The organism is Microcoleus sp. D2_18a_B4 (assembly GCF_036702475.1).
Taxonomy (GTDB): domain Bacteria; phylum Cyanobacteriota; class Cyanobacteriia; order Cyanobacteriales; family Microcoleaceae; genus Microcoleus.
The window spans coordinates 21,688-42,419 of record NZ_JAUBTL010000014.1 but is presented as its reverse complement, the minus strand read 5'-3'; the positions used below and the strand labels follow the sequence as shown (position 1 = coordinate 42,419).

Here is a 20,732-nt window from a genome sequence, read left to right as displayed (position 1 = left end):
TGTACAAAACCAGCCCCCGCTAGCGAGAGTTTTGAGCTGATGAATCGATCGACTGTAACCCCTATTGAAATTTTACATCGATGGCAAGCCGGCGATCGCCCGATCGCTCCCGACTTCGATCACCTGGCTTTTTGGGAACTTGCGGATGATTTGCGATCCTCTTCGAGGGCTTCGCTAACGCGCGCTTTTGGCATTACTCCTGACACTGTAGCCGATGTTGTCCGCTGCAAAACCGATTTATTCTTTTCTATTATTGACGAGCTGCATACTTTACCCCTAAAGTCAACTGCTTTTCTCGAAACTTTGTGGAATCTTTGGCTGCCGCTGGCCATGCAATTATCGACTGCCAAACAAAGTTTAAACCGTCCTTTAATTCAAGGAATTTTAGGAGGGCAAGGAACCGGAAAAACTACTTTATGCCAAGTTTTGAGGCTGATTCTGGGAAAATTGGGATATTCTACTGTCAGCCTTTCTTTAGACGATATTTATAAGACTTATGCCGATCGCCAACAACTCCAAAAAGCAGACCCGCGTTTAATTTGGCGCGGCCCCCCCGGCACTCACGATATTGACTTGGGAATCGCAGTTTTAGACAAGTTGCGCGGTTCTCAAACTCGCGAATTAGCAGCAGTTGACAATCCCAAATCTGATGCCCTCAAACCGGATATAATTAATAAAAATATAGAAATTCCCAGATTTGACAAATCTGCCTACGGAGGTGCAGGAGATAGAAGTCAACCCGAAATTATTTCCGGTGCGGATATTGTACTTTTTGAAGGTTGGTTTGTCGGCGTGAATCCGGTGGTTGATGCCCAATTAAACGAGTTTTTGGCGGCTGCACCGTTTCCGATTTCCACAGAAAGCGACTGTCAGTTTGCGCGCGATATGAATGCGAAGCTGCACGACTATCTGCCGCTGTGGAACCGATTAGATCGGTTGATGGTTTTGTATCCCCAAGATTATCGCATTTCTCAAGTGTGGCGCAATCAGGCGGAACGGGAAATGATGGCGGCGGGGAAGTCGGGAATGTCAGAAGCCGAAATTAATCGGTTTGTCGAATATTTCTGGAAAGCGCTGCATCCTGAGTTATTTATTAAGTCGATGGTGGAGGGCGATCGAGTGGATTTGGTAATTGAAATTATGAGCGATCGCACTGTCGGCAAAATCTGTCGGGCGATCGACTTAAATTTAAGCGATTAGGAAGACTTAAAATTAACGCTTTAAGGACACAACCTTGTTGTGTCCCTACCGTATTGCAGCCTTTAAGGACACAACAATGTTGTGTCCCTACTGTATTGCGGCTTATCGTGCACTCACTTGCAGGACTTATGCAAAAAGTGGTTTGACGCGCGAATTAGAGGGGTAAGGCGCGCCATAAGCACCCTACAATACAGAGGTTTTGCATCCAGGATTGAGAATTGCTAAATTAGCTGCCGGGAGTACCAAGTTCGATCGCTTTCTGCATCAAATCGTCGGTAACTTCGCCCGGTGTACCTGCAGGCGTAATGTCCTGAGCCATCGAACGAAAAGCATCGGGATTGCCGCTTGAATCGGCAGGCAGTGGGATCTCTGTAGGAGCGGGAATATCAAATTTAGGTGCAGTTGCAGCGGCTGCAGCTTGAGCGCCGGCACTCGTGCGATCGATGTCACTAACGCTGAATTCTTTTGAAGCTTCGTAGTCTGCTGATACATCAACGGTCGGCAACTTTTGTTCTCCAGCTTCCGCGCTTTCAGTGATCTGCTGAGCGTCAAAGTTCTCAATGTTATTTGGTTCTGTATTGATTTCAGACATAGCCGACTCCTTGCTAGTTTTATTTAACAATTCACTGTATCAATTATTACTTATCTCCCCGGCTTTTTCATCTACCCGCAGATGTATCGTTGGCTTCTATCTTAAGGATGATTTATTCTAGGGTGGCGGCTCAACATTACACAACTTTCCGAAAATAATGCAACTTTAGGCAAGCTCAAAACCCATACATACTCAGCCATTCCCCGTTGTTTAATCTCAAATCTCAAATATCAAATCTCAAATCGTATTACCTCTCGGGGATGGTGACTTGTACTTACAAATCTTGATATTTATATATTCTGGAAACATTTTTAAGGAATTTTATTTATGAACTCACCCGCCGCGACCAATCCTCACTCTCTCTCCAACGACACTCAAAACATAGTTCAGGCAATCAACGGGTTGGGTACAGATGAAAAGCTGGCGCTGCTCTACTTTGTTTATGAAAAAATGGGAGATTCAGTTACACCAGCCGCTCCCGCCGCTGCTGACCCACAATTAGCTCCCATGCTGCTTGATGATTTTTACAAGCTTTCCCATGACCAACAACTGAATATAATGCGAGGTATTGTTAACCGCGACGACACGCCGTATTCTCACGCTTACGGAGCTTTAACTGCTAACAATCAGTTGGTGGTTTGGTATGCTTGGGCTATTGGTATGGGGGAAACAATTGTCGATATCCCCGAAGGATATGAGGCAACTGAGGCTGTCAATGGCGTGTTGGGTCAATTTGAAGGTCTTGAGTTTGAACAGCAAATTTCGGTGCTGCGCGACGTAGCTAATAATATGGGCTACACCGATGTTAAACCAATTGCTACTCAGGCCGAAGTAGGGAAAACTTCTAGTCTTTAGATAAGAGTCTGCTGTTGCAACCTATCCTACACAAACTCTCCTCCTAGCAGAGAGAGACTCAAGAATAAAGGAATTACCCAAAGCCTCTATATGTAGGGTGCGCCTCGGCGCACCCTACCGCTATAATTAGTAGGTAAAACCTTTTTTTGCTCTTAGTCCTATTTATTCTTTCGTGTATTAGAGAGGAACGAAAGTCTTTCTATGGAATGAGAATTAAATAACTTACAATTTTGATGGTTTGTGGGATGGGCGTCCCGCCCGTCCAGAAAGGGCGGGCGGGACGCCCACCCCACGCCCTATCGGAAACACTCCCCTGATACAAGGGGAGGAGAGGAAGCAGGATTATTCTTGTTTCCCTCTTTAATAAGGGGGGACTTGCCGGGGGTGAATTTGACTTTTGCAAGAACTCTAATCATCAATCTTATACCAATTATTAAAAGTCGAAGCACCCAGCGCCGGACTTAGGTGTGGGTGTTTCAATACAGATGCTCCCGTATAATCTATATGTAGCCCTATTTTTCATAACAGGTATAAAAAAGGTTGTCAGTCAGCAAATGAGTTTTTTCGGGTAAACTTTTCGCGGGAATTCCATCCGAAATATCGAACCTTTTTGGGGTTGACTTTCGACCGTAATTGTGCCGCCGATCATCTTGACTAAAGAAGCACAAATAGCTAGTCCTAAACCGGTGCCTGGATATTGGCGAGTTGTGGTTTGGTCGCCTTGGTGGAACTTGTCGAAAATGTGGGGAAGAGCCTTTTCACAGATGCCGATTCCTGTATCCCGAACGGTGATAATTAGCCGATCGCAATTTAATTCCCGCACCTCAATGTAGATGCTGCCCTCATGGGTGAATTTAACCGCGTTGGAAACGACATTGGCCAAAATTTGCCGCAGGCGCAACTTGTCATTAACTATAAACTGATCCTGCAAGCACACGCTGACGGACATGGCCACATTCTTATCGGTGGCTTGATTTCCGAATTCCAAGGCCACATCCATTACTAAATGCGCTAAATGAAATTTTTCAATTTTTAATTCTGTGCGGCCACTCTCGATTTTGGAGAGGTCGAGGATATCGTTAATCAGCAGTAGCAGATTTTTACCGTTATGTAAAATGCGCCCCACCATTTCTTCTTGCTGGGCGGTCAGCAGTTGTTTGTGCTGGCGCAGCAGCAATTGGGAAAACCCGATAATCGAATTCATGGGAGTTCGCAATTCGTGGGACATGATGCCCAAAAATTGCGATTTTAACTTGGCTGCTTCTAGCAGTTGCAATTTTTGCTGTTCAATGCGTCGCCCCTGATTTTCCAGTTCTTCCTGCTGACGAATTAGCAGCTCGTTTTGCAAGTCTAAAAGCTGTTCCTGCTTTTTTAATTTTTCGATCGCCAGCGCGTTGTTAATCGCGATCGCAGCTTGTTGTCCCATAACCGCCAGCAGTTCCTGAGTATGCCTGTCCATCGCCGTGCTGTCTTTCCCGTTGCCGATGGCCAACACACCCAAACGCCCGCTTTGCCCCCACTCGATCGCCGCTGCACAAGCCGCCGCCGGCAGCAAGCCTTTGCGGGACTCCGACCGCCACAGTACAGACTCTCCCGTCGCAAATGCTTTCCACAGCAGCTTGTTTTCCACGTGCGGGGTTTTGCCGTCACCAAAGTTTTCCGTGCCCCCGACAGCGCTGAGTTTGAGGGCGGTGCAATCGGACTCCAGGAGAGCAACTAGGCAAAATTCCGCTCCTGCGATCACCTCCACAGTCGCGTCCGCGATGGCTTGCACCAATTCACCCCAATTACCCGCGCGCTGGCTCAATATATTGGTAAACTGCTCTATCACCTGTAAATCCCGCCCAGCTTCTATTACCGTCGGGGCTTCGCACAATTTTTCAGCGTTGAAGTTAGCTTCCGAGCGCGGTTGATGGCGCCAAAACTCTTGTTCTGCTTGGGGATCGGCTTGAGTTTGTTTGATCGGTTCCATATCCATGTAGGTTCCCACCCACTCCAAAACTTCCTGACTGTCGGGGTTAGCGGGCCATCCTCTGGCCACGTTCCAGCGGTATGTGCCTTCTCGCGTCTGCAGACGAAATAGAATTTCGTAGCTTGGCGGCGGGAACTTAGAAGTGTGCGATCTCGCCAACAGACGAGGGCGGTCTTCTGGGTGGACGCGCGCCAGATAGCCGAAACCTAAAGCTGCTGCTGCTGGTACCCCGGTGTACTCCTCCCAGCGCTGACTGAAATAAGTCGCCCGGCCGTCAGCATTTGTTTTCCAAACTATCTGAGGAATTGCCGAGCACAGGCGATCGTCCTGAGTTTGGCAGTCGCCAACTTGCGGTTGGGGGGATGTTATTTCAGATACTTTGTGTAAGATTTCCGAGTCGGAAAACTCCGAGGGAAAAGACTTATTGCCGTGATACTGAGTCATAACAGGTTATATAAATAAGCGTTGGACTAGAGCCCTAACACCGATTAAAGACTCGTGCTGCTAGCTTTATTGATTTTGAGGGCCCAAGTGCATCAAAATTTTTTATACTTTAAATTTATCTGGGTAGTGGTATCCTTACCTCTATCAACGGGCGGACAATGAGATAATTCAGTTAAACTATTGAAACATTGAGAGCTTACCTGTCCCGATCGGGCTCGTGCAGGCATCGCCGCAAAATAACTTAAAAATTAACTTGCATTCTTGGCGGCTGCATGAGTATGCTTAAAAATGATGTGCGACCTGTAAAACCCTAAATCAGGACACATTCTCAAATTTTCTCAGTTTAGCTGAGTCAGTTGACGATATTTTAAAAATTTAGCGGGCTATTGGAAGAAAGATGAGTAAAATTCGCGTTGCTTTGGTAGAAGACCATGACCTGACAAGAGTCGGCATCCGCACTGCTTTACAACAGCGTGAGACGATAGAAGTTGTCGGCGATGCAGCTAACGCTACAGAGGGATTGAAACTGCTTCAGTCTTCAAAACCTGACGTGGCAATTGTAGACATTGGCTTGCCGGATTTTGATGGCATTGAACTTACACAAAAGTTCAAGAAATCGGTAGCGGAGTCCGATCCTGATACAAAAATTTTGATCCTGACTTTTCAGGACAATGAAGAAGAAGTTCTGGCAGCTTTTGCCGCCGGAGCTGATTCTTACTGCATGAAAGATATTAGCTTCGATCAGTTATTAGATGTAGTAAAAGTAACTCACGAAGGTAACTCTTGGATCGATCCGGCGATCGCCCGTATCGTCCTGAAACAAGCTCGCACTCAGGAACCTGCGCCGGAAGAACCGAAGGCTGAGGGCAAAAGAGTCACAATTAAGGCGGCCGAACCTGAGTTTAGTCACATCATTGAGACTTACCCTTTAACCGAGCGGGAATTAGAGGTTTTGGAACTGATCGTGCAGGGTTACAGCAATGCTGCAATCGCCGAAAAGCTGTACATTACTGTCGGTACAGTCAAGACTCACGTCCGCAATATTTTGAACAAGTTGTGCGCTGATGACCGCACTCAGGCAGCCGTTCTCGCCCTGCGTTCTGGCTTGGTTGGATGAAGCCTTATCATCAGGCCAAATCAAGTTAAAAGTAGGGTGCGCTGGGCGCACCTTACTGCCACTGATTTATGGTGTGCAGTGTACACCGACTGACTAATTGTTACCAAAAAATTAGGGCAGGCAGTGTGCACTAGCCGAGCAATTGTTGGTTGTTAAAAAAGTGATAAAGTTTAAACCCGCATCTATCCCAGTACAGATATTTTTTTAAATATTAAAAAAAACGAATCTACCTTAAGATAGATGCTAAAAAACTATCGTAGTACCAATACTTATTGTTGAGCGATCCCCAGTTAAATAAACTTCGATCGCACTGCCGATATGGCGCGATTTCACTTCATAAAAGGCGCAGGCACAGGCCAGATGACGATACTTTTAGGAATAGTTAAGCCTTAAAGAAATTATATCCGTAGAGTGATGCTGAGTTCGCTTAAATTTGCGAAATTAAAAGTATCTACTGCTACTGAAATATTTTAGAAAGAGGTATTATGGCCGCTCCCATTGAATTCAAGTTATTTGCTCCCTACAACAAAGGAGCTGCCTTGATTGGCTCTTTTTCTAATTGGGAAGATATTCCGATGGAAAAGGACGAAGAAGGTTATTTCCGCACGCGAGTTGAGTTGGAGGATGGCGTTTATCAATACAAATTCCGCGTTCAGTCGAAAAGCTGGTTTGTGGAACCAGATCAGTGGGTAGATGTGGTCGATCCCTACGCGACTGACATCGACAATCCCACTCAAAACGGCATTGTTCGGATCAAAGACGGCGATCGCATTATCGATACCTATGTTTGGAAACACGACGACAAACCGCTGCCAGCCGATCGGGAATTAGTGATTTACGAAATGCACATTGCCGACTTTTCCGGTGGCGAAGATGATCCCTTCGCCCGCGGCCAGTACAAGCACGTCGTCGAAAAACTCGATTACCTAGTCGAACTCGGCATCAACGCGATCGAACTCATGCCCATCAAAGAATACCCAGGCGATTACAGTTGGGGCTACAACCCCCGCTACTTCTTCGCTGCCGAGTCCAGCTACGGAACCACAGAAGAACTCAAAAATCTGATAGACGAGTGTCACGGGCGCGGTATTCGCGTCATCATGGACGGGATTTACAACCACTCGGAAGCATCGAGCCCCCTCACTCAAATCGATCACGATTATTGGTACCACCACGAACCCCGCGATCCTGACAACAATTGGGGCCCGGAATTTAACTACGAATTCTACGACGAAAACTTAGGAACTTTCCCGGCGCGCCAATTTGCTGGCGATACAGTCCGCTTCTGGATTCAAGAATATCATCTCGACGGCATTCGTTTCGACGCGGCGCGACAAATTGCTAACTACGATTTCATGCACTGGGTAGTTCAAGAAGCCAAAGATGCCGCCGGCCCCAAACCGTTTTACACCGTTGCCGAATACATTCCCGACGATCCCAGCATCACCAATCTAGACGGGCCGATGGACGGCTGCTGGCACGACAGTTTCTATCACTCCATAATTCCACAACTCTGCGGCGACAATTTTGATTTAGAACGTCTCAAAGAGGTAATCGACTGCAAGCGGCAAGGTTACTTGGGTGCTACGAATGTAGTCAATTATTTGAGCAATCACGATCACGATCGCGTTTTTGCCGAATTGGGCGATCGCGGGATTTTGGATGAAGCCGCCTTCAAGCGGGCGAAGTTGGGAACCGTGCTGTTAATGACAGCAGTTGGCGTGCCCCTGATTTGGATGGGCGAAGAATTTGGCGAATACAAAGCCAAAACAATTGAGCAAGCTAAAATTGACTGGACGCTGCTAGGAAATGACCTGAATAAAAGTTTGTGGGAATACTACAAAGGCTTGATTCACCTGCGTAAAAATAACCAAGCACTTTACACAGAAAACATCGACTTTTTCCACGAAGACCCCGACTCGAAAGTTTTTGCTTACACTCGCTGGAACGATGAAGGTTCGAGAGTTGTAGTAGTGGCGAATATGTCGGAAAATTATCTGGCAGGTTACAGCGTTCCCCACTTCCCGGCAAACGGAACTTGGCACGAATGGACGGGGAATTATGATATTGAATCTGGCGATGACAATATTATGATTGACTTGCCGGAATACGAAGCGAAAGTGTTTGTTTGGCAGTAAGGCAACGGAGGACAAAGACTTTCGCCGTTTCCCTACCCCAAAATAATCATTATGTAGGAAAAGGGCACTGCCTTTCGTCGTGTCAACTTAATCTATCAGTCCGCCAGTCCTCCCACCCGGCAGTCCGCCAGGGACTGAAGTCCCTGTCTAATAGCTGAAGTCCTCTGAAGAGGACTAATGAGTTTTTCAGTCCTCTTCAGAGGACTTCGGCTTTGAGGCAGGGGTTTCAACCCCTGCCGGACTGCCGGAGTGCGGGTTTAACGCTAAGTTGACACCTATGGGCATGGCGCCGTGTCCTACTCTCCGCGCCGGAAACGGCGAAAGCCTTTGTTCCTACAGATATCGCTCAAAAGAGAAGCTTTTGTTTGTTCCCCGATTGATTTTCTAGGCACAATTGGGTTATAGCCGCCGCCGGTATTGGTTTGCTAAAGAAGTAACCCTGACCCATATCGCACTTATGCGATCGCAAAAACGCCAACTGTTCTGCTGTTTCCACTCCCTCAGCAATCACCTGTAAATTCAGGCCCTGTCCCAAGGCGATCGCCAGTTTCACAATAGTAGCACCGTTGCTGCCCGTCACCAAATCGGCCACGAAGGATTTGTCTATTTTTAAATTATTGAGGGGAAAGTTTTTCAGAGACCACAGCGAAGAATAACCCGTGCCAAAATCGTCCAGAGAAATGTGAATTCCCATGTCCTGCAACTGCTGCAATACCGACACTGTAAAGCTCACATCTGTCATGGCAATGCTCTCGGTAATTTCTATTTCTAAATATTCGGGATTTAACTTGGTTTCTGATAAAATTTCAGCGATGATTTGTACCGTGTGAGGTTGCAGAAACTGGCGGGCTGATAAATTCACCGCTATCCGCATCGGCGGCAATCCCAGTAACTGCCACGCTCGATTTTGCAAGCAAGCAGTCCGCATCACCCATTCGTCAATTTGGCAGATTAATCCTGTTTCCTCAGCTAAGGGAATAAATCGATCGGGAGGAATCAAACCGCGTTCGGGATGCTCCCAGCGAATCAGAGCTTCCACGCCCACTATTTTGCCAGTATTTAAATTTATTTGCGGTTGATAGTACAGGACAAACTCAGATTTGTTGAGAGCTTTGTAAAGATGATTTTCTAAGTTAAGATCCTCGGAGACTTTACTGCCGATCGCCTGCGTGTAAAACTGATAATTATTGCGACCTTTCTGTTTAGCTTTGTACATCGCAGCATCAGCATTTTTTAGCAGAGTTTCTGCATCTTCTCCGTCGTAAGGAGCCAAAGCAATTCCCAAGCTCGCCTTAATATAAAGTTCCAAACCATCAAAATCAAAAGGACTGCTTAAACTCTGGATAATTAACTGGCAAATCTTAGTTGCTTCCTCCGGGGTGTTGATATTGTACAGCAGCACAGTAAATTCATCTCCGCCCCAACGAGCCATCGAATCCCCCACGCGCAAACAGTTAGTCAACCGCCGAGACACACTTTGCAGCAACAAATCGCCCACAGGATGACCGAGAGTATCGTTAACATTTTTAAATCTATCTAAATCTAGAAAGATTACCGCCAGCATTTCTCCATTTTGGTGAGCGCTAGCTAAAGCTAAAGACAGCCTTTCATTAAACAGTAATCTATTAGGTAAACCAGTTAAGGGGTCGTGAGAAGCTTGATGCCGGATCATCGCCTCTACACGCCTCTGCATTGCAGCCATGTACAGGTGAGTTCCTAAAGATTGTGCTAGCTTCTGTTCCTCGCTAGTCCACTTTTGAGCTTCGGCTGTTTTGATTTCTTTCCAAGCTGCAAAGGACTGTCTGGGACGATCGTTCCGGGCGTCCGAACTGCAACGGCCCGCCCACAAAATTTCGGTTTGTATAGGGCTGCGAAAAACGGTGAGACAGCCGATGCACTGTTGGCGGTATTGCAGCGGTACGGCCAAAAATGATCTAATGGAAGCTGCGACTAAATTGGCAGATACAGATTTAAGTTGAGGTTCTTTATAAATATCGGAAATTGCGTACAAGTGCGGTACGATAAAACTGGAAACATTGCTGTCAATTGAGCTGTAATGCTGCGAATATAGATTTTCAAAAATACCTAATTGGCTTGTATGATTAGCAGTTTGTCCTCGATCGTCTTGGCTTGCCCTCCACATAATCTGCTGCCAAAACGGGCTGAGTTCAAGGTCGATGTCTGCAGGCTGCTGGCCACAGGTATAAAGCAAAGCCGGCCGATCGCCAAACTCGGCTGCAAGGTAGAGTCGCCCTCCCGAACCACGCAAATGCTTGACAGTTTGTTCGAGAACTGCTTTCCGAATTTCGTTGAGTTCCAGAGGAGAATGCAGCAAACTGGTAATTTGGTTGATAACGGCTTCGTCGCGTGCTTGCTGTCTAGCTTGACTGAGTAGAAAAGATTGGGCGATCGCAATTGAAAGTTGATCCACAAGCAACTGCACCATTTTCAATTCTCGATCGCTAAACCGTTTCGGTTGGCTGTGATGAGACACCAACAGTCCCCAAAGGTGATTTTGATGCAAAATCGGCACCGTCAGAGAAGATCGTGCCCCCATAGCCTTCAGATATTCAGCGTGACAGGGGTCTACAGGACGATAGCTAATATCTTCAACTGCTAAAGTTTTGCCGGTTTCGGGACAATCTAACCGATTAATTGTTTGATGCTTCAATTCCACATCTACAATCACTCGCTGCCGCGCTTTGAGAAACATTTCCCGAGCACTCTGGGGAATGTCGCCTGCTGGAAAGCGCAAACCCAGCATAGATGGCAACTTGTCGCCGTCGATCGACTCAGCAATCACCTCACCGCTACCGTCGGCCTCAAAGCGATAAACTTTTACTCGATCGCTTTCTAAAAAGCTGCGGATTTCTCGCGCCGTTGTCGTCAAAATCTCTTGGAGTTCTAAAGAGTTGCGGATGCGATTGGTAATTCGATTGAGTAAAATCTCTTGTTCTAAAGTCGATCGTGACATTTGTGTAACTTTGGTGCGGGTCATCGCTTTTGATCTCCCGGGCTGCTGACAGCATTTTTGCGAGCCACAGTCTTAACTTGTCCTGTATTATACATTACAACACTTTCGCGGCGTCTAGGGGCTTGACCCAACCCTGGAGCGAGAAACTCGGTTTCTGGGGATATTTCTGGTTTTTAGACAAATTTCGGTGAGAAACCGGGTTTTTCACAGCACTTATATCAATTCCGGTAACGCCGGAATGATGGTTGACTGTTGACTGTTGATTGTTGACTGTTGACTGTTGACTGTTGACTGTTGACTGTTGACTGTTGATTGTTGATTGTTGACTGTTGACTGTTGACTGTTGACTCGATTTTATGATTCCGATGCAACCGGAAACGATATGACAAGGCAAGGAAAGATCGTTCTGACCATTAGTGAGGACTCAAGTCCGATCGAGTTCGATCGGACTTGAGTCCTCAATACAAAGCAATTGCACAGCTACAAGACAAAAGCTATAGAGAAACCGGCTTGACCAACCCGTATTCTGCCCTCTGGAGGGAGAATACTGGTTGGTCAAGCCGGCTGGCAAGTATTTATACCTTAAAAGGTCTCGTTAAGCCGACGCCCAAATTTCCCGAATTCTGTCCGGTAAAAAGCCAGCTATTTCCTGAATTCGCTCCTCGGACAGCTCATCCTTCGTTGCGGAAAATACAGCGGCGATCGCAGTTTCCGGTTTTACTCCTGAAGGAAGTGCGCCTTCTAGTTCCACCCTCCGTGCAAACAAATTGCCATCGATCCCCGCAGGTGCAGGCGGGCCGGTCAAAGGCTGACGTATGCGGCTGAGCAATCCCACCAGCGGATTGGTATCTTTCCAGAGGTCTGCTATTTCTTGTTGCAGGGTTTTGTCATCCGTAGGCAAAACTTCTTTGTGCAATTCAGATTCCACGTGCTCGATGGCTTCTTTTGTCATCACATCGCGCATGACCCGGTAGACTATTTCGGTAATGTCGCGGGCATCAAAAATATCCTCCAAGTGACCGTTTACCATCACTTTTTCCAAAAACGGCATATCCTTTGAAGCGATAGGAACTGCCGATCCTTCCTGGTGGAGCGACATCGGAGGATTAGTCTCCATTTTGTGTAACAGTTTCTGGCCTTTTTCTGTTAACTCAGCTTCTTGAAATGCCACTAAAGGCGGCAATAACTCAGCTCCTCCATAAGGCTCGCCACTAAACTGAGCTTTGATAAATTCCCTTTGGTTGAGGTAGTCCAAATGACCTAGCAATTCCGCTTCCGCCACCGGGTGACCGACATATTCTTCCGCTGCGTTCCTAATTTCCGACTCTCCCCTGGCGTTTCCGCTGCCAATCTTTTTGAGCAAAATGTAAGTCAGGTCGTCTCTGATTGGAATTGTCATTAAAACCTCCTAGGTTAATATCCGGTAAAGCTTAAGTAAAAACTGAATTTTTTTACTGGCTTAAATTGTGATGATTACTGCTTAAAAACATTGAAGTATAAAGTAGAGTAATCAAGTATCTCTCAGCAGGTGGAAGTTATTAAAATCAAGTAGCGGTTAGAATCTTCCTTTAGGTAGATCCTTGTATGGAAACCCATCTCTAATGTGGTTAATATCCTAAAAAGCTGTCGCCACTATTCAATGCTATTAAGCGAGGATGCTTTATTGGTAAGAGTTTTCGTAATTAGTGCGTATTTTTACCAAGGCTGACGCACCAAGAGGGGCTCACCTGGTAATTGGCGCTGGGAGATGTAGAATTAAGCAGATGCTATGGGGTCAATCAACTGCGGTCGTTTTGCCTGCAGCTTGTAGCGATATTGTATCGGCTTAGACCAAAAATTGGTCATGGGAGAGCTACAACAAATACGAGCCAATCTGTTTCAAGTGCCGCAGCGCCACTTGAAGAATGCCTCGGAGACAAATTTTTTGATGGTTGCGATCGGCATTTATGAATTACCCTAATTGGAACAATAAATTGGAATCCTCGTCTTTTACTAGCGGTCAACCCCCGGTTGACCAGCGTCCTTTAGTTTTGGCTGTAGACGACAACCCGGACAACTTAGAGCTGCTGACACAAATACTCGATTTATTCGGCTGCGAGTGCGTGGGAGCAGTTGACGGGTACGCAGCTCTTTCAGCAGCAGTCGATCGACAGCCCGACCTAATCGTACTCGACATTTGCCTGCCCGATATAGACGGTATGGAAGTAGTAAAGCGCGCCCAACAAAACCCCCAGATCAGACATATTCCGATTGTTGCTGTCACAGCACTAGCAAAACCAGAAGACCGCGCTCGAATTCTCCAAGCTGGCTGCGTGGAATACCTTTCCAAACCTTTTAACATCAAAGATTTAGAAACAGTTATCCGCCAGCACATCAACTCTCCACTGGCTTTGGTGGAGTTTTAGATTTATAATTAGAATCACGAACTTGAGGTGCAGAGTCCAAAATTGCGATCGTCCCAGTGCGGCCTGTCTCCAAGGTCGCATCGCGGAGCAAATCAATGACTCCCACGCCCAAAACCTTTTGGATTAATTCTTTCAGTGGCAATTCCAGAAGAGATTCTAATTGTGTTCGCACCTGCAACGCCAAATCTTGCTGACCGTTCTGAGCCAGCAGTTTTTCCGGTTGAGTAAGCCCATTTTCGACAACAATTATCAATTTGTTATCCAAAAGATTGCAGAGCGCCTGACTCGTTGGGTGTCCGAGTTGAGAGCGGTACAAAGCTTGAATTCCCTGCGAAAGAGTCCGTTCTAATTTACCCCGAGTAGGTTCTAAGGTTTCCCCTGTCATATTTTTTCTTTAAACCATAATAGATAAAAAAGACTGTTAGCAGTTAACAGTTAACTGTTAGCTGTTAACTGCTAACTGCTAACTGTTAGAAATAACCGTCGCGTTAGCCGACAGTAACTTCATTAGTTTCCACCCCAGTTGCACCCTTAACACCTTTAGCAATTGTCACCAACTTGTTGACAATTTCCTGACTGGGAACTGTACCTTTGAGAACTACCGTAGTGCCAAGTTGAGCCACATAAACAGTCTCAATATCCGCAACATCTGGATTTGCATCGAAAGCCTGAGCCACCCGTTTAGCTAAACCGCTTTGATCGTATTCTCCGTTCAAGCCCATGCGTTCCGGCGGGATTGTCTGAGCGCTCGCAGCAGGTTGAGCTTGAGCTTGAGATTGAGCTACAGGTGCTTGGTAAGCAGGAGCGTCAACTGTTTCTTGATTGTCTTTTTTTTCTAAACCAAACAATCTTTTTAGCCAGCCCATAGAGTTTGTCCTCCGACAAAGTTTGTGTTAATTGACGTGTTAATTGACGTGTTAATTCACGGTTGGCAAATCGCCCTGTAATTGTTATTCTCAATACCAGGAATTACGATCGCACTCTTGGATGCAGAAACCGAGTTTTTTTTACAAAAAAGTATCGTTACAGCCATCCGCCCCGGTAGAAAAACCAGGTTTGTTGAGTTTGGTGCGCCCATCCTAAATACAATTTACTGTTGTACAACTACGCCGATCATCTGCCTGGAGACATAATTCTCCCGCTCTCAAACAAATACTTGCGCTGACCATTCCGGCAAATCAAACTTAAACCCTTCTTCCCCAACTTCTACTATTTTGTTGTACATCCACTCGTGCCAAGTTCCCCCAGCCGGAAACTTAGGAATGCTGTTACCAGATAGATAAGTATCCGAAAAATTAGCGACAACTACTGCTCGCGTTCCCTCATCGCTCCAGCGGTAATAAGCCAGCACTTTGGCTTCGGGATTTTCGTGGATAAATTCAATATTGTCGGTATAAAGTGCCGGCAAATGTTGTCGCAGCCGAATCATGTGTTTGTAGTATTCCAATAACTCATGATTTGGCGGATTTTTCAACAAAGACCATTGCAGGGCGTTGCTGATTTATGGTATGAAAGGCTAAATATGCAAGTCATAGAAACCAGTATCTACAAAGCTTCGGGATTTTCAACTTATTTTTTTTCATACCCTGATTAAGCAACGCCCTGAATTTTAGTGCGGAAATAACCTCTGTCATTTTTTTCTAAGGGATATTTTTTCCATAAGGAAAGGAAAAGAAGCCGAGCAGTGTAGCTGCTTTGTTGTTGGAAGCAAAGAGTTTGAATTCAATTGCAGCGGCCATGAATAGCTTGTTTGCAGAACTTATAAGTGTGATTAGTATTAATTTTTACAATTTTGCAAATCTGTCGGCATCGTTGTTAAGAGTTAACCCTGTAACTCTTATGTTGTAAGGTGTACAGTGGGCAGCCGGAGGATTTAGTAGTGCACACTACGCACCAGCACGCGGGGAAGCATCTCATATTTGTAAAAACAGTTCTTCTGGCTCCTTCCTTCTTCCTTCTTCCTCTTTTCTCCTGGCTCCTGGCTCCTGACTCCTAACTCCAATTTCTAGCTTGGCTGCTTTCATTGAGATGCTCCCGCACCCGGAAACCTGATTTTAATCAAAAATGTAGTTAAAGTAACTAAAAATTATTAAGCGCTGTTTATGAAAAATAGTCGGGACTGTTTTTAGTTAGTAGTCTGAAACCCTAGATTTTCCGTTGGTAGCGAACTTGCCTTGGAGCCTTGAAACCCTTATTCGACGGTGGGTATCAAAAACTGTCCGAAGTATTGTATGAAAAGTAATTTAACTTTTGATAACTAAATAAATCGTGGTCAATATTTAATATTTGTAACTAAAGAAACATTTTTTACCCTACAGGAATAATACCGTAGAAAGATGTCATTTAATGCGGAAACAGCGAGGATGAGCGTGTAATTATCAGGCAAGGGAAACCAGAAAAATGAATCCTTTATTCAACTGGGTTTTCCTGCGACTTTAAGCCAAGTTTGAGCCGAGAATAGCAATGATTATTTTTGCTTATGTCTTGGTATCACTTGTTTTATAGTTTTTGACTGGTAAACTTTGTAGAACCTTTAATCAGCTTTAACGACTGCTGCTACCTCAGTAATTGGTAATTGGTGAAAATCTCATTCGTCCCTATTACCCGTTAGATATTCTGAGCAGTGGCTTAAGGCTCTAAAAGTTTAATGTGGGATGTTGGCGAATTACCGTTACTGTAAAACTCTGGAGTGTTAAAAATGCTAAAACAAATGTGTTGGTTGCCCAGATTGGGACGCAATGGAGAAAAGATATTGCACTTACGCACCGATGCCCGTCAAGGGTGGCGGCCTTATACAGCTTTTCCGCAGTTCGCTGTATCCGACTACCGGGAACCGGGCGGTTCTAAGGGATGGGCAACATATCAGAAGCTGAGAACTCAAGGGTGGAATTTAATATCGACCGCAGAAGGGCAGCAGTCGATTTTTGGCGAACAGAAAAGTGCTTAAACAACCCGAAACCGCAGCAATAAAAGAAGAGGTAAAATCCTCTTCTTTTTATTACTTTTGGAGAGAGCAACTGGGTTTTTAACCATCCTACTTGGTAGAATGGGTAAGGTGTGCAGTGCTCACCTTACCTAATTTTCAGATGTTTGCCAGTTGCAAGTAAATTAGGCGATCGCCCTTTCTGTCTCTGCTGTAGTTGCTAGGTTATGGAGCACCGGCTGGCGAGTTCTCAAGTTAAACCGGTATCCGTGGGGGAGGATGTGCAACTTGGCGCCGCAAATCGCTAAAGCCTCATCCTTCAACAGTCCATCTACATTGTCGTGGAGTTTTTCCGACTCGTCGATGACAGTTACAGCGCTTTCGCCAATGACTTCCAACTCGTCACCGTGGACTAAAATAGCTGTATTTTCGTCAATACCAAATCCCAACACGGCCGGTTGCAGCAAGAGTGCCGAAACTAAGCGTCCCAGACGACCTCGCTGGGCGAAATGCTGGTCGATGACAACTCCTGGAAGGAAACCCATTCCGGGGCCCATTGCTACCACATCAACGCGGGGATTTGTCTCCGAGTCTCCTTCAATAATCATCATGTCTGGCATCATTGCCGCGCCGGCACTGGTGCCCCCAATGATAATTCCTTCAGAGAAGCGTTTGTGCATAGCTGCGTCGAGTTTTGTGTCTTTCAAGCAGCTAATAATCCGCGCTTGATCTCCGCCGGTAAAGAATATGCCAGTGGCTTGTTCGATCGCTTCTAAATACTCTGGATTGCCGGCCTCTTCGGGTTTCTGGGTGTCAACAACTCGCACATCTTCAGCGCCAAGTCGCTCAAACACTCGGATGTAATTATCTCCTACTTCTCCCGGCAGGCTTGTCGCAGCCGTCATGATCACAATGCGGGCTTTAGTGCCTCCGGCGCAGCGCAAGAATTCCCGCAGAATTTTGCAGTCCCCCTCCTTGTCTTCTGCGCCACCAATAATTAGCAACTTCCCCTGAATTTCGTTGCTCGCCATATTATCTCCACTGTTAATTTATTAATAATTTCACTAAAACACAAACTTCTTTTTCCCGAAAACCGCCAAAAGGTATATCTAGATACCAAAAACCTCTCCGACTTCTACCCCTCCCGGACGCATACAGCTCAAGCGTTCTGCTTGTTTTTTACTCTTGCTCCAGGCTGTAACGATGGTTTTGTAAACAGTCCTGGAGGCACTAGACTAAAGAAACCGGAAATAGGAACGAAAATTCTGCGTGTGAACGGAAAACCTTAACTGAGAAACCCCGGTTTTTGAGAGAGCTGTTGCGTCCGGGACTGGTAAAAAATACCGGTTTCTGCCTCTAGGACTATCTATTTAACTCATCCTTGACGATCGACAAAACAAACTTACCCCCCCTAACAGGAGATAGGGGGGGTCAAGAAATGAGCTTAAACTATGGGGCCCACGCGCGCGCGGTGATCAATCCGGTTTCTGATCCGATTCTTCGCTAATCCTCCTCTGATTGCTCGTAGAAATCCGGTTGATGAGCGTAAGTCCTCAATTAGCCCGATCGCCCGTTAGTGCGAGCGATCGATCAAATTGCTCAATATGGTACTCGCGCGTTCTAAAGGTAGGTGTCTGGGTTTGCCGTTCCAGACAATCTGATATTCGTTGCTGTTTTGACCATCGCCGTAGCCAGAAATTAGCTTCCGGTGAAATGCTTCCTCAGCTAAGTGGTGAACTTTTTCCCTGAGAGCAGTTTGTGCGATCTTCATAATTTGCTGCCTCTTAAATTTTCTTTCACTGTCATAAACAATTATAAGTACAGAGTGTACCTCTCAAAAGTTATAGCTTTTTTTTGGGAGGGGGGAAAGAAGTAGTCATTAGTCATAAGTGCTTAGTCATCAATGCTTAGTCATCAATGCTTAGTTATCAATGCTTAGTCATCAATACTTAGTCTGATGTTGAAGGAAGAAGGAATATTTTCCCACTCTCACCCTCTCCCCCTCTCCCCATCTCCCCTACTCTCCCACTCCCCCTTTCGGGCAATACTCAAGGCAGAATGGGTCGGAGTATTTGTCTCACTGCTGGAATATCTATGCCCGCAGGTAGTATCCCATGCACCGACTATAAAGTTACCGTAAAAAATTAGGTCAAAGGAGGTTAGAAAATGCTGCAAGAAAAAACCACTGAAACAGCCCGCGTCAATGCTCGAAAAACCGATATTTTTGATGTTTTCAACTTCAAACACTATATCGGGCCCAACCCTTATTTAGACACCGCGGCTTTAGTTTTTGATTTCGCGGTGACGGGGGCGAGCGAACCTTTGCCGATCGCACATTACCAGGAAATTATTAGCGAGCGCTACCCGCAACTGCTGCACGAAACTTTCTCAAACCATGCCCAACTGTTCGGCCGTACCGCCTCAGAAGTAGCAAAACTCGACATGGGTTTGCACTTCCAAAACTGGAACATCAAGCCGTTTTCTCAGTTTTACAGAATCAGCATAGAAGCACTTCACGCCCGCACCGCCAGAGCCGTAGTGTACGCAGTTTGGGATTGGTTTGAAGCCATCAATCAAAATCAAGACTTTCCCTTGGAATCACAAATGGGCGCGCTGCAAAATATGTTCCGGCAGTCAGTTTACGGAGGCCCGACAGTTTATTCGTTAATGCGATCGGCATCCCAAAAAGGCATTCCCGCATTTTATTTGTGGGATGAAGGACTCATGCAATATGGGTACGGCAAAAAACTGGTTCGCGGCTCTGCAACTACCTTTGATTGTGACAGCCACTTAGACTCAGATTTTACCACGCGCAAAGACGATTGTAAAGCTTTTCTCGCTACATTAGGATTTCCTGTTCCCAAAGGCGATATCGTCTCCACAGAAAACGGAGCTGTGGCAGTTGCTAGAGAAATTGGCTACCCAGTTGCTATCAAACCAGTAGTCGGTCATAAAGGGATTGGGGTAACAGCAGATGTCCAGGATGCCGAGGAATTGCAGGCGGCTTTTAAAAGAGCAGTTAAGGCCATTCCCGAAACAGATCCGGTGCGAGTAATTGTGGAAAACAGCATCAAAGGATCGGATTTTAGGCTGCTGTGCGTTGACGGCAAATTTGTTTCTGCAACTGAACGCCGGCCCGCTTCGGTAACAGGTGATGGCGACTCAACAATTCGCGAATTGATCCGCCGTGAAAACCGCAAACCAGAACGTTTGGATACGCCAACTTCGGCGATGAGCAAAATTCAGTCCGACGAAGCGATGGAAATGTATCTGGAAGAACAAGGGCTGTCATTGGATAGTGTGCCAACTCGCGATCGCACTGTGTATCTACGCAAAGTCGCTAATCTTTCCGCAGGCGGCATCAGCATCGACGCTACCCGCACTATTCACCCGGATAACATTGTTTTGGCTCAAGATATCGCCCTACATTTTCGGTTAACTTGTTTGGGGATTGATGTCATAACAGAAACTCTCGCCAAATCTTGGAAAACCGGCAATTTTGGGATTATCGAGATCAATGCCGCGCCGGGAATTTTTATGCACCTCAACCCCGCTGTCGGCGAAGGAGTTGATGTGCCTTCCCATATTATCGAAACTTTCTTTGAATCGGGAAAATCAGCCAGAATTCCGATTATTACTTTCAACAGAATTTCGGTACATGACCTACAAGAAACCATCGACCATATTCTGTTGCAGCATCCCGATTGGACAATCGGTGCTGTTTGTCGCGGTGGACTTTTTGTTAACCGTTCTGAAAAAGTTTTGAATAAGAATTACCATCTCAACTTGCAAAGTTTGCTGCGGAATCCCAAGCTCGATTTGTTAATTGCTGAATATCCAGAAGAGATTTTGGAAGCTGAGGGAATGTTTTATCGGGGCAGCAATATGGTGGTGCTGGACAATCCCGGAGAAACTGAGATGATGTTGGTCAGAGAAAGCACTGATGACGATACTGTGGTGGTGAGGGAAGGAAATAGTATTTCTCTTCGCCGCCAGGGATTGATCGAACAGTATACTCTGGGGGATGATGAACCGTTTACACGGGTTTATTTGAAGGAAATAGGGACTGTTTTGTAAGCGGTTCCACCTTAAAGTTGGCTTTGTAGGGCGGG

The 20,732-nt window shown here is 46.0% G+C and carries 17 protein-coding genes; 7 read left to right on the top strand and 10 right to left on the bottom strand.

Annotation, left to right across the window (positions count from 1 at the left end; genetic code table 11):
* Window positions 1-39: 39 nt before the first annotated feature.
* Window positions 40-1,200, top strand: coding sequence for a glycerate kinase (locus QUB04_RS10910; protein ID WP_333284200.1), 1,161 nt, complete (start codon window positions 40-42; stop codon window positions 1,198-1,200).
* Window positions 1,201-1,426: 226 nt separating this feature from the next.
* Here the strand turns inward: QUB04_RS10910 and QUB04_RS10905 are convergent, their stop codons facing one another.
* The gene (locus QUB04_RS10905; protein WP_333284071.1) at window positions 1,427-1,792 is read right to left on the bottom strand and encodes a hypothetical protein; all 366 of its coding nucleotides are present in this window, start codon (window positions 1,790-1,792) and stop codon (window positions 1,427-1,429) included.
* Between the two features lie 327 nt (window positions 1,793-2,119).
* Between QUB04_RS10905 and QUB04_RS10900 the strand changes: the two genes are divergently transcribed.
* A complete protein-coding gene (locus QUB04_RS10900; protein ID WP_333284069.1) occupies window positions 2,120-2,647 on the top strand; it encodes an orange carotenoid protein N-terminal domain-containing protein in 528 nt (175 codons plus the stop codon).
* A gap of 547 nt (window positions 2,648-3,194) precedes the next feature.
* Here QUB04_RS10900 and QUB04_RS10895 read toward each other — a convergent pair.
* The gene (locus QUB04_RS10895) at window positions 3,195-5,063 is read right to left on the bottom strand and encodes a PAS domain-containing sensor histidine kinase (protein ID WP_333284067.1); all 1,869 of its coding nucleotides are present in this window, start codon (window positions 5,061-5,063) and stop codon (window positions 3,195-3,197) included.
* 397 nt (window positions 5,064-5,460) lie between these two features.
* Here QUB04_RS10895 and QUB04_RS10890 point away from each other — a divergent pair, with 397 nt between their 5' ends.
* Window positions 5,461-6,180 carry a response regulator transcription factor gene (locus QUB04_RS10890; protein ID WP_333284065.1) on the top strand — a complete coding sequence of 240 codons (720 nt, stop codon included), beginning with the start codon at window positions 5,461-5,463 and terminating at the stop codon, window positions 6,178-6,180.
* A 485-nt stretch (window positions 6,181-6,665) separates the two neighbouring features.
* Window positions 6,666-8,318 (top strand): alpha-amylase family glycosyl hydrolase, encoded by a 1,653-nt coding sequence (locus QUB04_RS10885; RefSeq protein WP_333284063.1) that lies wholly within the window; start codon window positions 6,666-6,668, stop codon window positions 8,316-8,318.
* A 346-nt stretch (window positions 8,319-8,664) separates the two neighbouring features.
* Here QUB04_RS10885 and QUB04_RS10880 read toward each other — a convergent pair whose 3' ends face one another.
* The 3 genes from QUB04_RS10880 to QUB04_RS10870 all read right to left on the bottom strand — a co-directional run bounded on the left by QUB04_RS10880 (window position 8,665) and on the right by QUB04_RS10870 (window position 12,691).
* Window positions 8,665-11,316 (bottom strand): EAL domain-containing protein, encoded by a 2,652-nt coding sequence (locus tag QUB04_RS10880; RefSeq protein ID WP_333284061.1) that lies wholly within the window; start codon window positions 11,314-11,316, stop codon window positions 8,665-8,667.
* Window positions 11,317-11,386: 70 nt separating this feature from the next.
* The gene (locus QUB04_RS10875; RefSeq protein ID WP_333284059.1) at window positions 11,387-11,686 is read right to left on the bottom strand and encodes a hypothetical protein; all 300 of its coding nucleotides are present in this window, start codon (window positions 11,684-11,686) and stop codon (window positions 11,387-11,389) included.
* A 201-nt stretch (window positions 11,687-11,887) separates the two neighbouring features.
* Window positions 11,888-12,691, bottom strand: a complete 804-nt coding sequence (locus tag QUB04_RS10870; protein ID WP_333284057.1) for a DUF2267 domain-containing protein — start codon at window positions 12,689-12,691, stop codon at window positions 11,888-11,890.
* A 547-nt stretch (window positions 12,692-13,238) separates the two neighbouring features.
* Between QUB04_RS10870 and QUB04_RS10865 the strand changes: the two genes are divergently transcribed.
* The gene (locus tag QUB04_RS10865) at window positions 13,239-13,697 is read left to right on the top strand and encodes a response regulator (RefSeq protein WP_333284055.1); all 459 of its coding nucleotides are present in this window, start codon (window positions 13,239-13,241) and stop codon (window positions 13,695-13,697) included.
* On the opposite strand, the gene QUB04_RS10860 is transcribed toward QUB04_RS10865, so the two are convergent.
* The 3 genes from QUB04_RS10860 to QUB04_RS10850 all read right to left on the bottom strand — a co-directional run bounded on the left by QUB04_RS10860 (window position 13,666) and on the right by QUB04_RS10850 (window position 15,171).
* Window positions 13,666-14,082, bottom strand: coding sequence for a DUF2294 domain-containing protein (locus tag QUB04_RS10860; protein ID WP_333284053.1), 417 nt, complete (start codon window positions 14,080-14,082; stop codon window positions 13,666-13,668). The genes QUB04_RS10865 and QUB04_RS10860 overlap by 32 nt on opposite strands.
* Before the next feature lie 103 nt (window positions 14,083-14,185).
* A complete protein-coding gene (locus QUB04_RS10855; protein WP_333284051.1) occupies window positions 14,186-14,563 on the bottom strand; it encodes a BON domain-containing protein in 378 nt (125 codons plus the stop codon).
* Between the two features lie 278 nt (window positions 14,564-14,841).
* Entirely contained in the window at window positions 14,842-15,171 is a 330-nt protein-coding gene (locus QUB04_RS10850) for an alpha amylase C-terminal domain-containing protein (protein ID WP_333284050.1), read from the bottom strand.
* A gap of 1,224 nt (window positions 15,172-16,395) precedes the next feature.
* On the opposite strand from QUB04_RS10850, the gene QUB04_RS10845 reads away from it, so the two are divergent.
* On the top strand, window positions 16,396-16,644 hold the full coding sequence (locus QUB04_RS10845) for a hypothetical protein (RefSeq protein WP_333145102.1): 249 nt from the start codon (window positions 16,396-16,398) through the stop codon (window positions 16,642-16,644).
* 161 nt (window positions 16,645-16,805) lie between these two features.
* Here the strand turns inward: QUB04_RS10845 and QUB04_RS10840 are convergent, their stop codons facing one another.
* Both QUB04_RS10840 and QUB04_RS10835 read right to left on the bottom strand, forming a co-directional pair.
* Entirely contained in the window at window positions 16,806-17,651 is an 846-nt protein-coding gene (locus tag QUB04_RS10840) for a cyanophycinase (protein WP_333284048.1), read from the bottom strand.
* Window positions 17,652-18,193: 542 nt separating this feature from the next.
* On the bottom strand, window positions 18,194-18,391 hold the full coding sequence (locus tag QUB04_RS10835; RefSeq protein WP_333057913.1) for a hypothetical protein: 198 nt from the start codon (window positions 18,389-18,391) through the stop codon (window positions 18,194-18,196).
* Between the two features lie 395 nt (window positions 18,392-18,786).
* Between QUB04_RS10835 and QUB04_RS10830 the strand changes: the two genes are divergently transcribed.
* On the top strand, window positions 18,787-20,697 hold the full coding sequence (locus tag QUB04_RS10830; RefSeq protein WP_333284046.1) for an ATP-binding protein: 1,911 nt from the start codon (window positions 18,787-18,789) through the stop codon (window positions 20,695-20,697).
* The last annotated feature ends 35 nt before the right edge of the window (window positions 20,698-20,732 follow it).

What these genes read in the sequence shown, in the direction of transcription:
- QUB04_RS10880 (WP_333284061.1), bottom strand. Translation starts at nt 11,316, where the DNA reads ATGACCCGCACCAAAGTTACACAAATGTCACGATCGACTTTAGAACAA.
- QUB04_RS10900 (WP_333284069.1), top strand. Translation starts at nt 2,120, where the DNA reads ATGAACTCACCCGCCGCGACCAATCCTCACTCTCTCTCCAACGACACT.
- QUB04_RS10860 (WP_333284053.1), bottom strand. Translation starts at nt 14,082, where the DNA reads ATGACAGGGGAAACCTTAGAACCTACTCGGGGTAAATTAGAACGGACT.
- QUB04_RS10870 (WP_333284057.1), bottom strand. Translation starts at nt 12,691, where the DNA reads ATGACAATTCCAATCAGAGACGACCTGACTTACATTTTGCTCAAAAAG.
- QUB04_RS10830 (WP_333284046.1), top strand. Translation starts at nt 18,787, where the DNA reads ATGCTGCAAGAAAAAACCACTGAAACAGCCCGCGTCAATGCTCGAAAA.
- QUB04_RS10890 (WP_333284065.1), top strand. Translation starts at nt 5,461, where the DNA reads ATGAGTAAAATTCGCGTTGCTTTGGTAGAAGACCATGACCTGACAAGA.
- QUB04_RS10865 (WP_333284055.1), top strand. Translation starts at nt 13,239, where the DNA reads ATGAATTACCCTAATTGGAACAATAAATTGGAATCCTCGTCTTTTACT.
- QUB04_RS10905 (WP_333284071.1), bottom strand. Translation starts at nt 1,792, where the DNA reads ATGTCTGAAATCAATACAGAACCAAATAACATTGAGAACTTTGACGCT.
- QUB04_RS10855 (WP_333284051.1), bottom strand. Translation starts at nt 14,563, where the DNA reads ATGGGCTGGCTAAAAAGATTGTTTGGTTTAGAAAAAAAAGACAATCAA.
- QUB04_RS10845 (WP_333145102.1), top strand. Translation starts at nt 16,396, where the DNA reads ATGCTAAAACAAATGTGTTGGTTGCCCAGATTGGGACGCAATGGAGAA.
- QUB04_RS10895 (WP_333284067.1), bottom strand. Translation starts at nt 5,063, where the DNA reads ATGACTCAGTATCACGGCAATAAGTCTTTTCCCTCGGAGTTTTCCGAC.
- QUB04_RS10840 (WP_333284048.1), bottom strand. Translation starts at nt 17,651, where the DNA reads ATGGCGAGCAACGAAATTCAGGGGAAGTTGCTAATTATTGGTGGCGCA.
- QUB04_RS10885 (WP_333284063.1), top strand. Translation starts at nt 6,666, where the DNA reads ATGGCCGCTCCCATTGAATTCAAGTTATTTGCTCCCTACAACAAAGGA.
- QUB04_RS10835 (WP_333057913.1), bottom strand. Translation starts at nt 18,391, where the DNA reads ATGAAGATCGCACAAACTGCTCTCAGGGAAAAAGTTCACCACTTAGCT.
- QUB04_RS10910 (WP_333284200.1), top strand. Translation starts at nt 40, where the DNA reads ATGAATCGATCGACTGTAACCCCTATTGAAATTTTACATCGATGGCAA.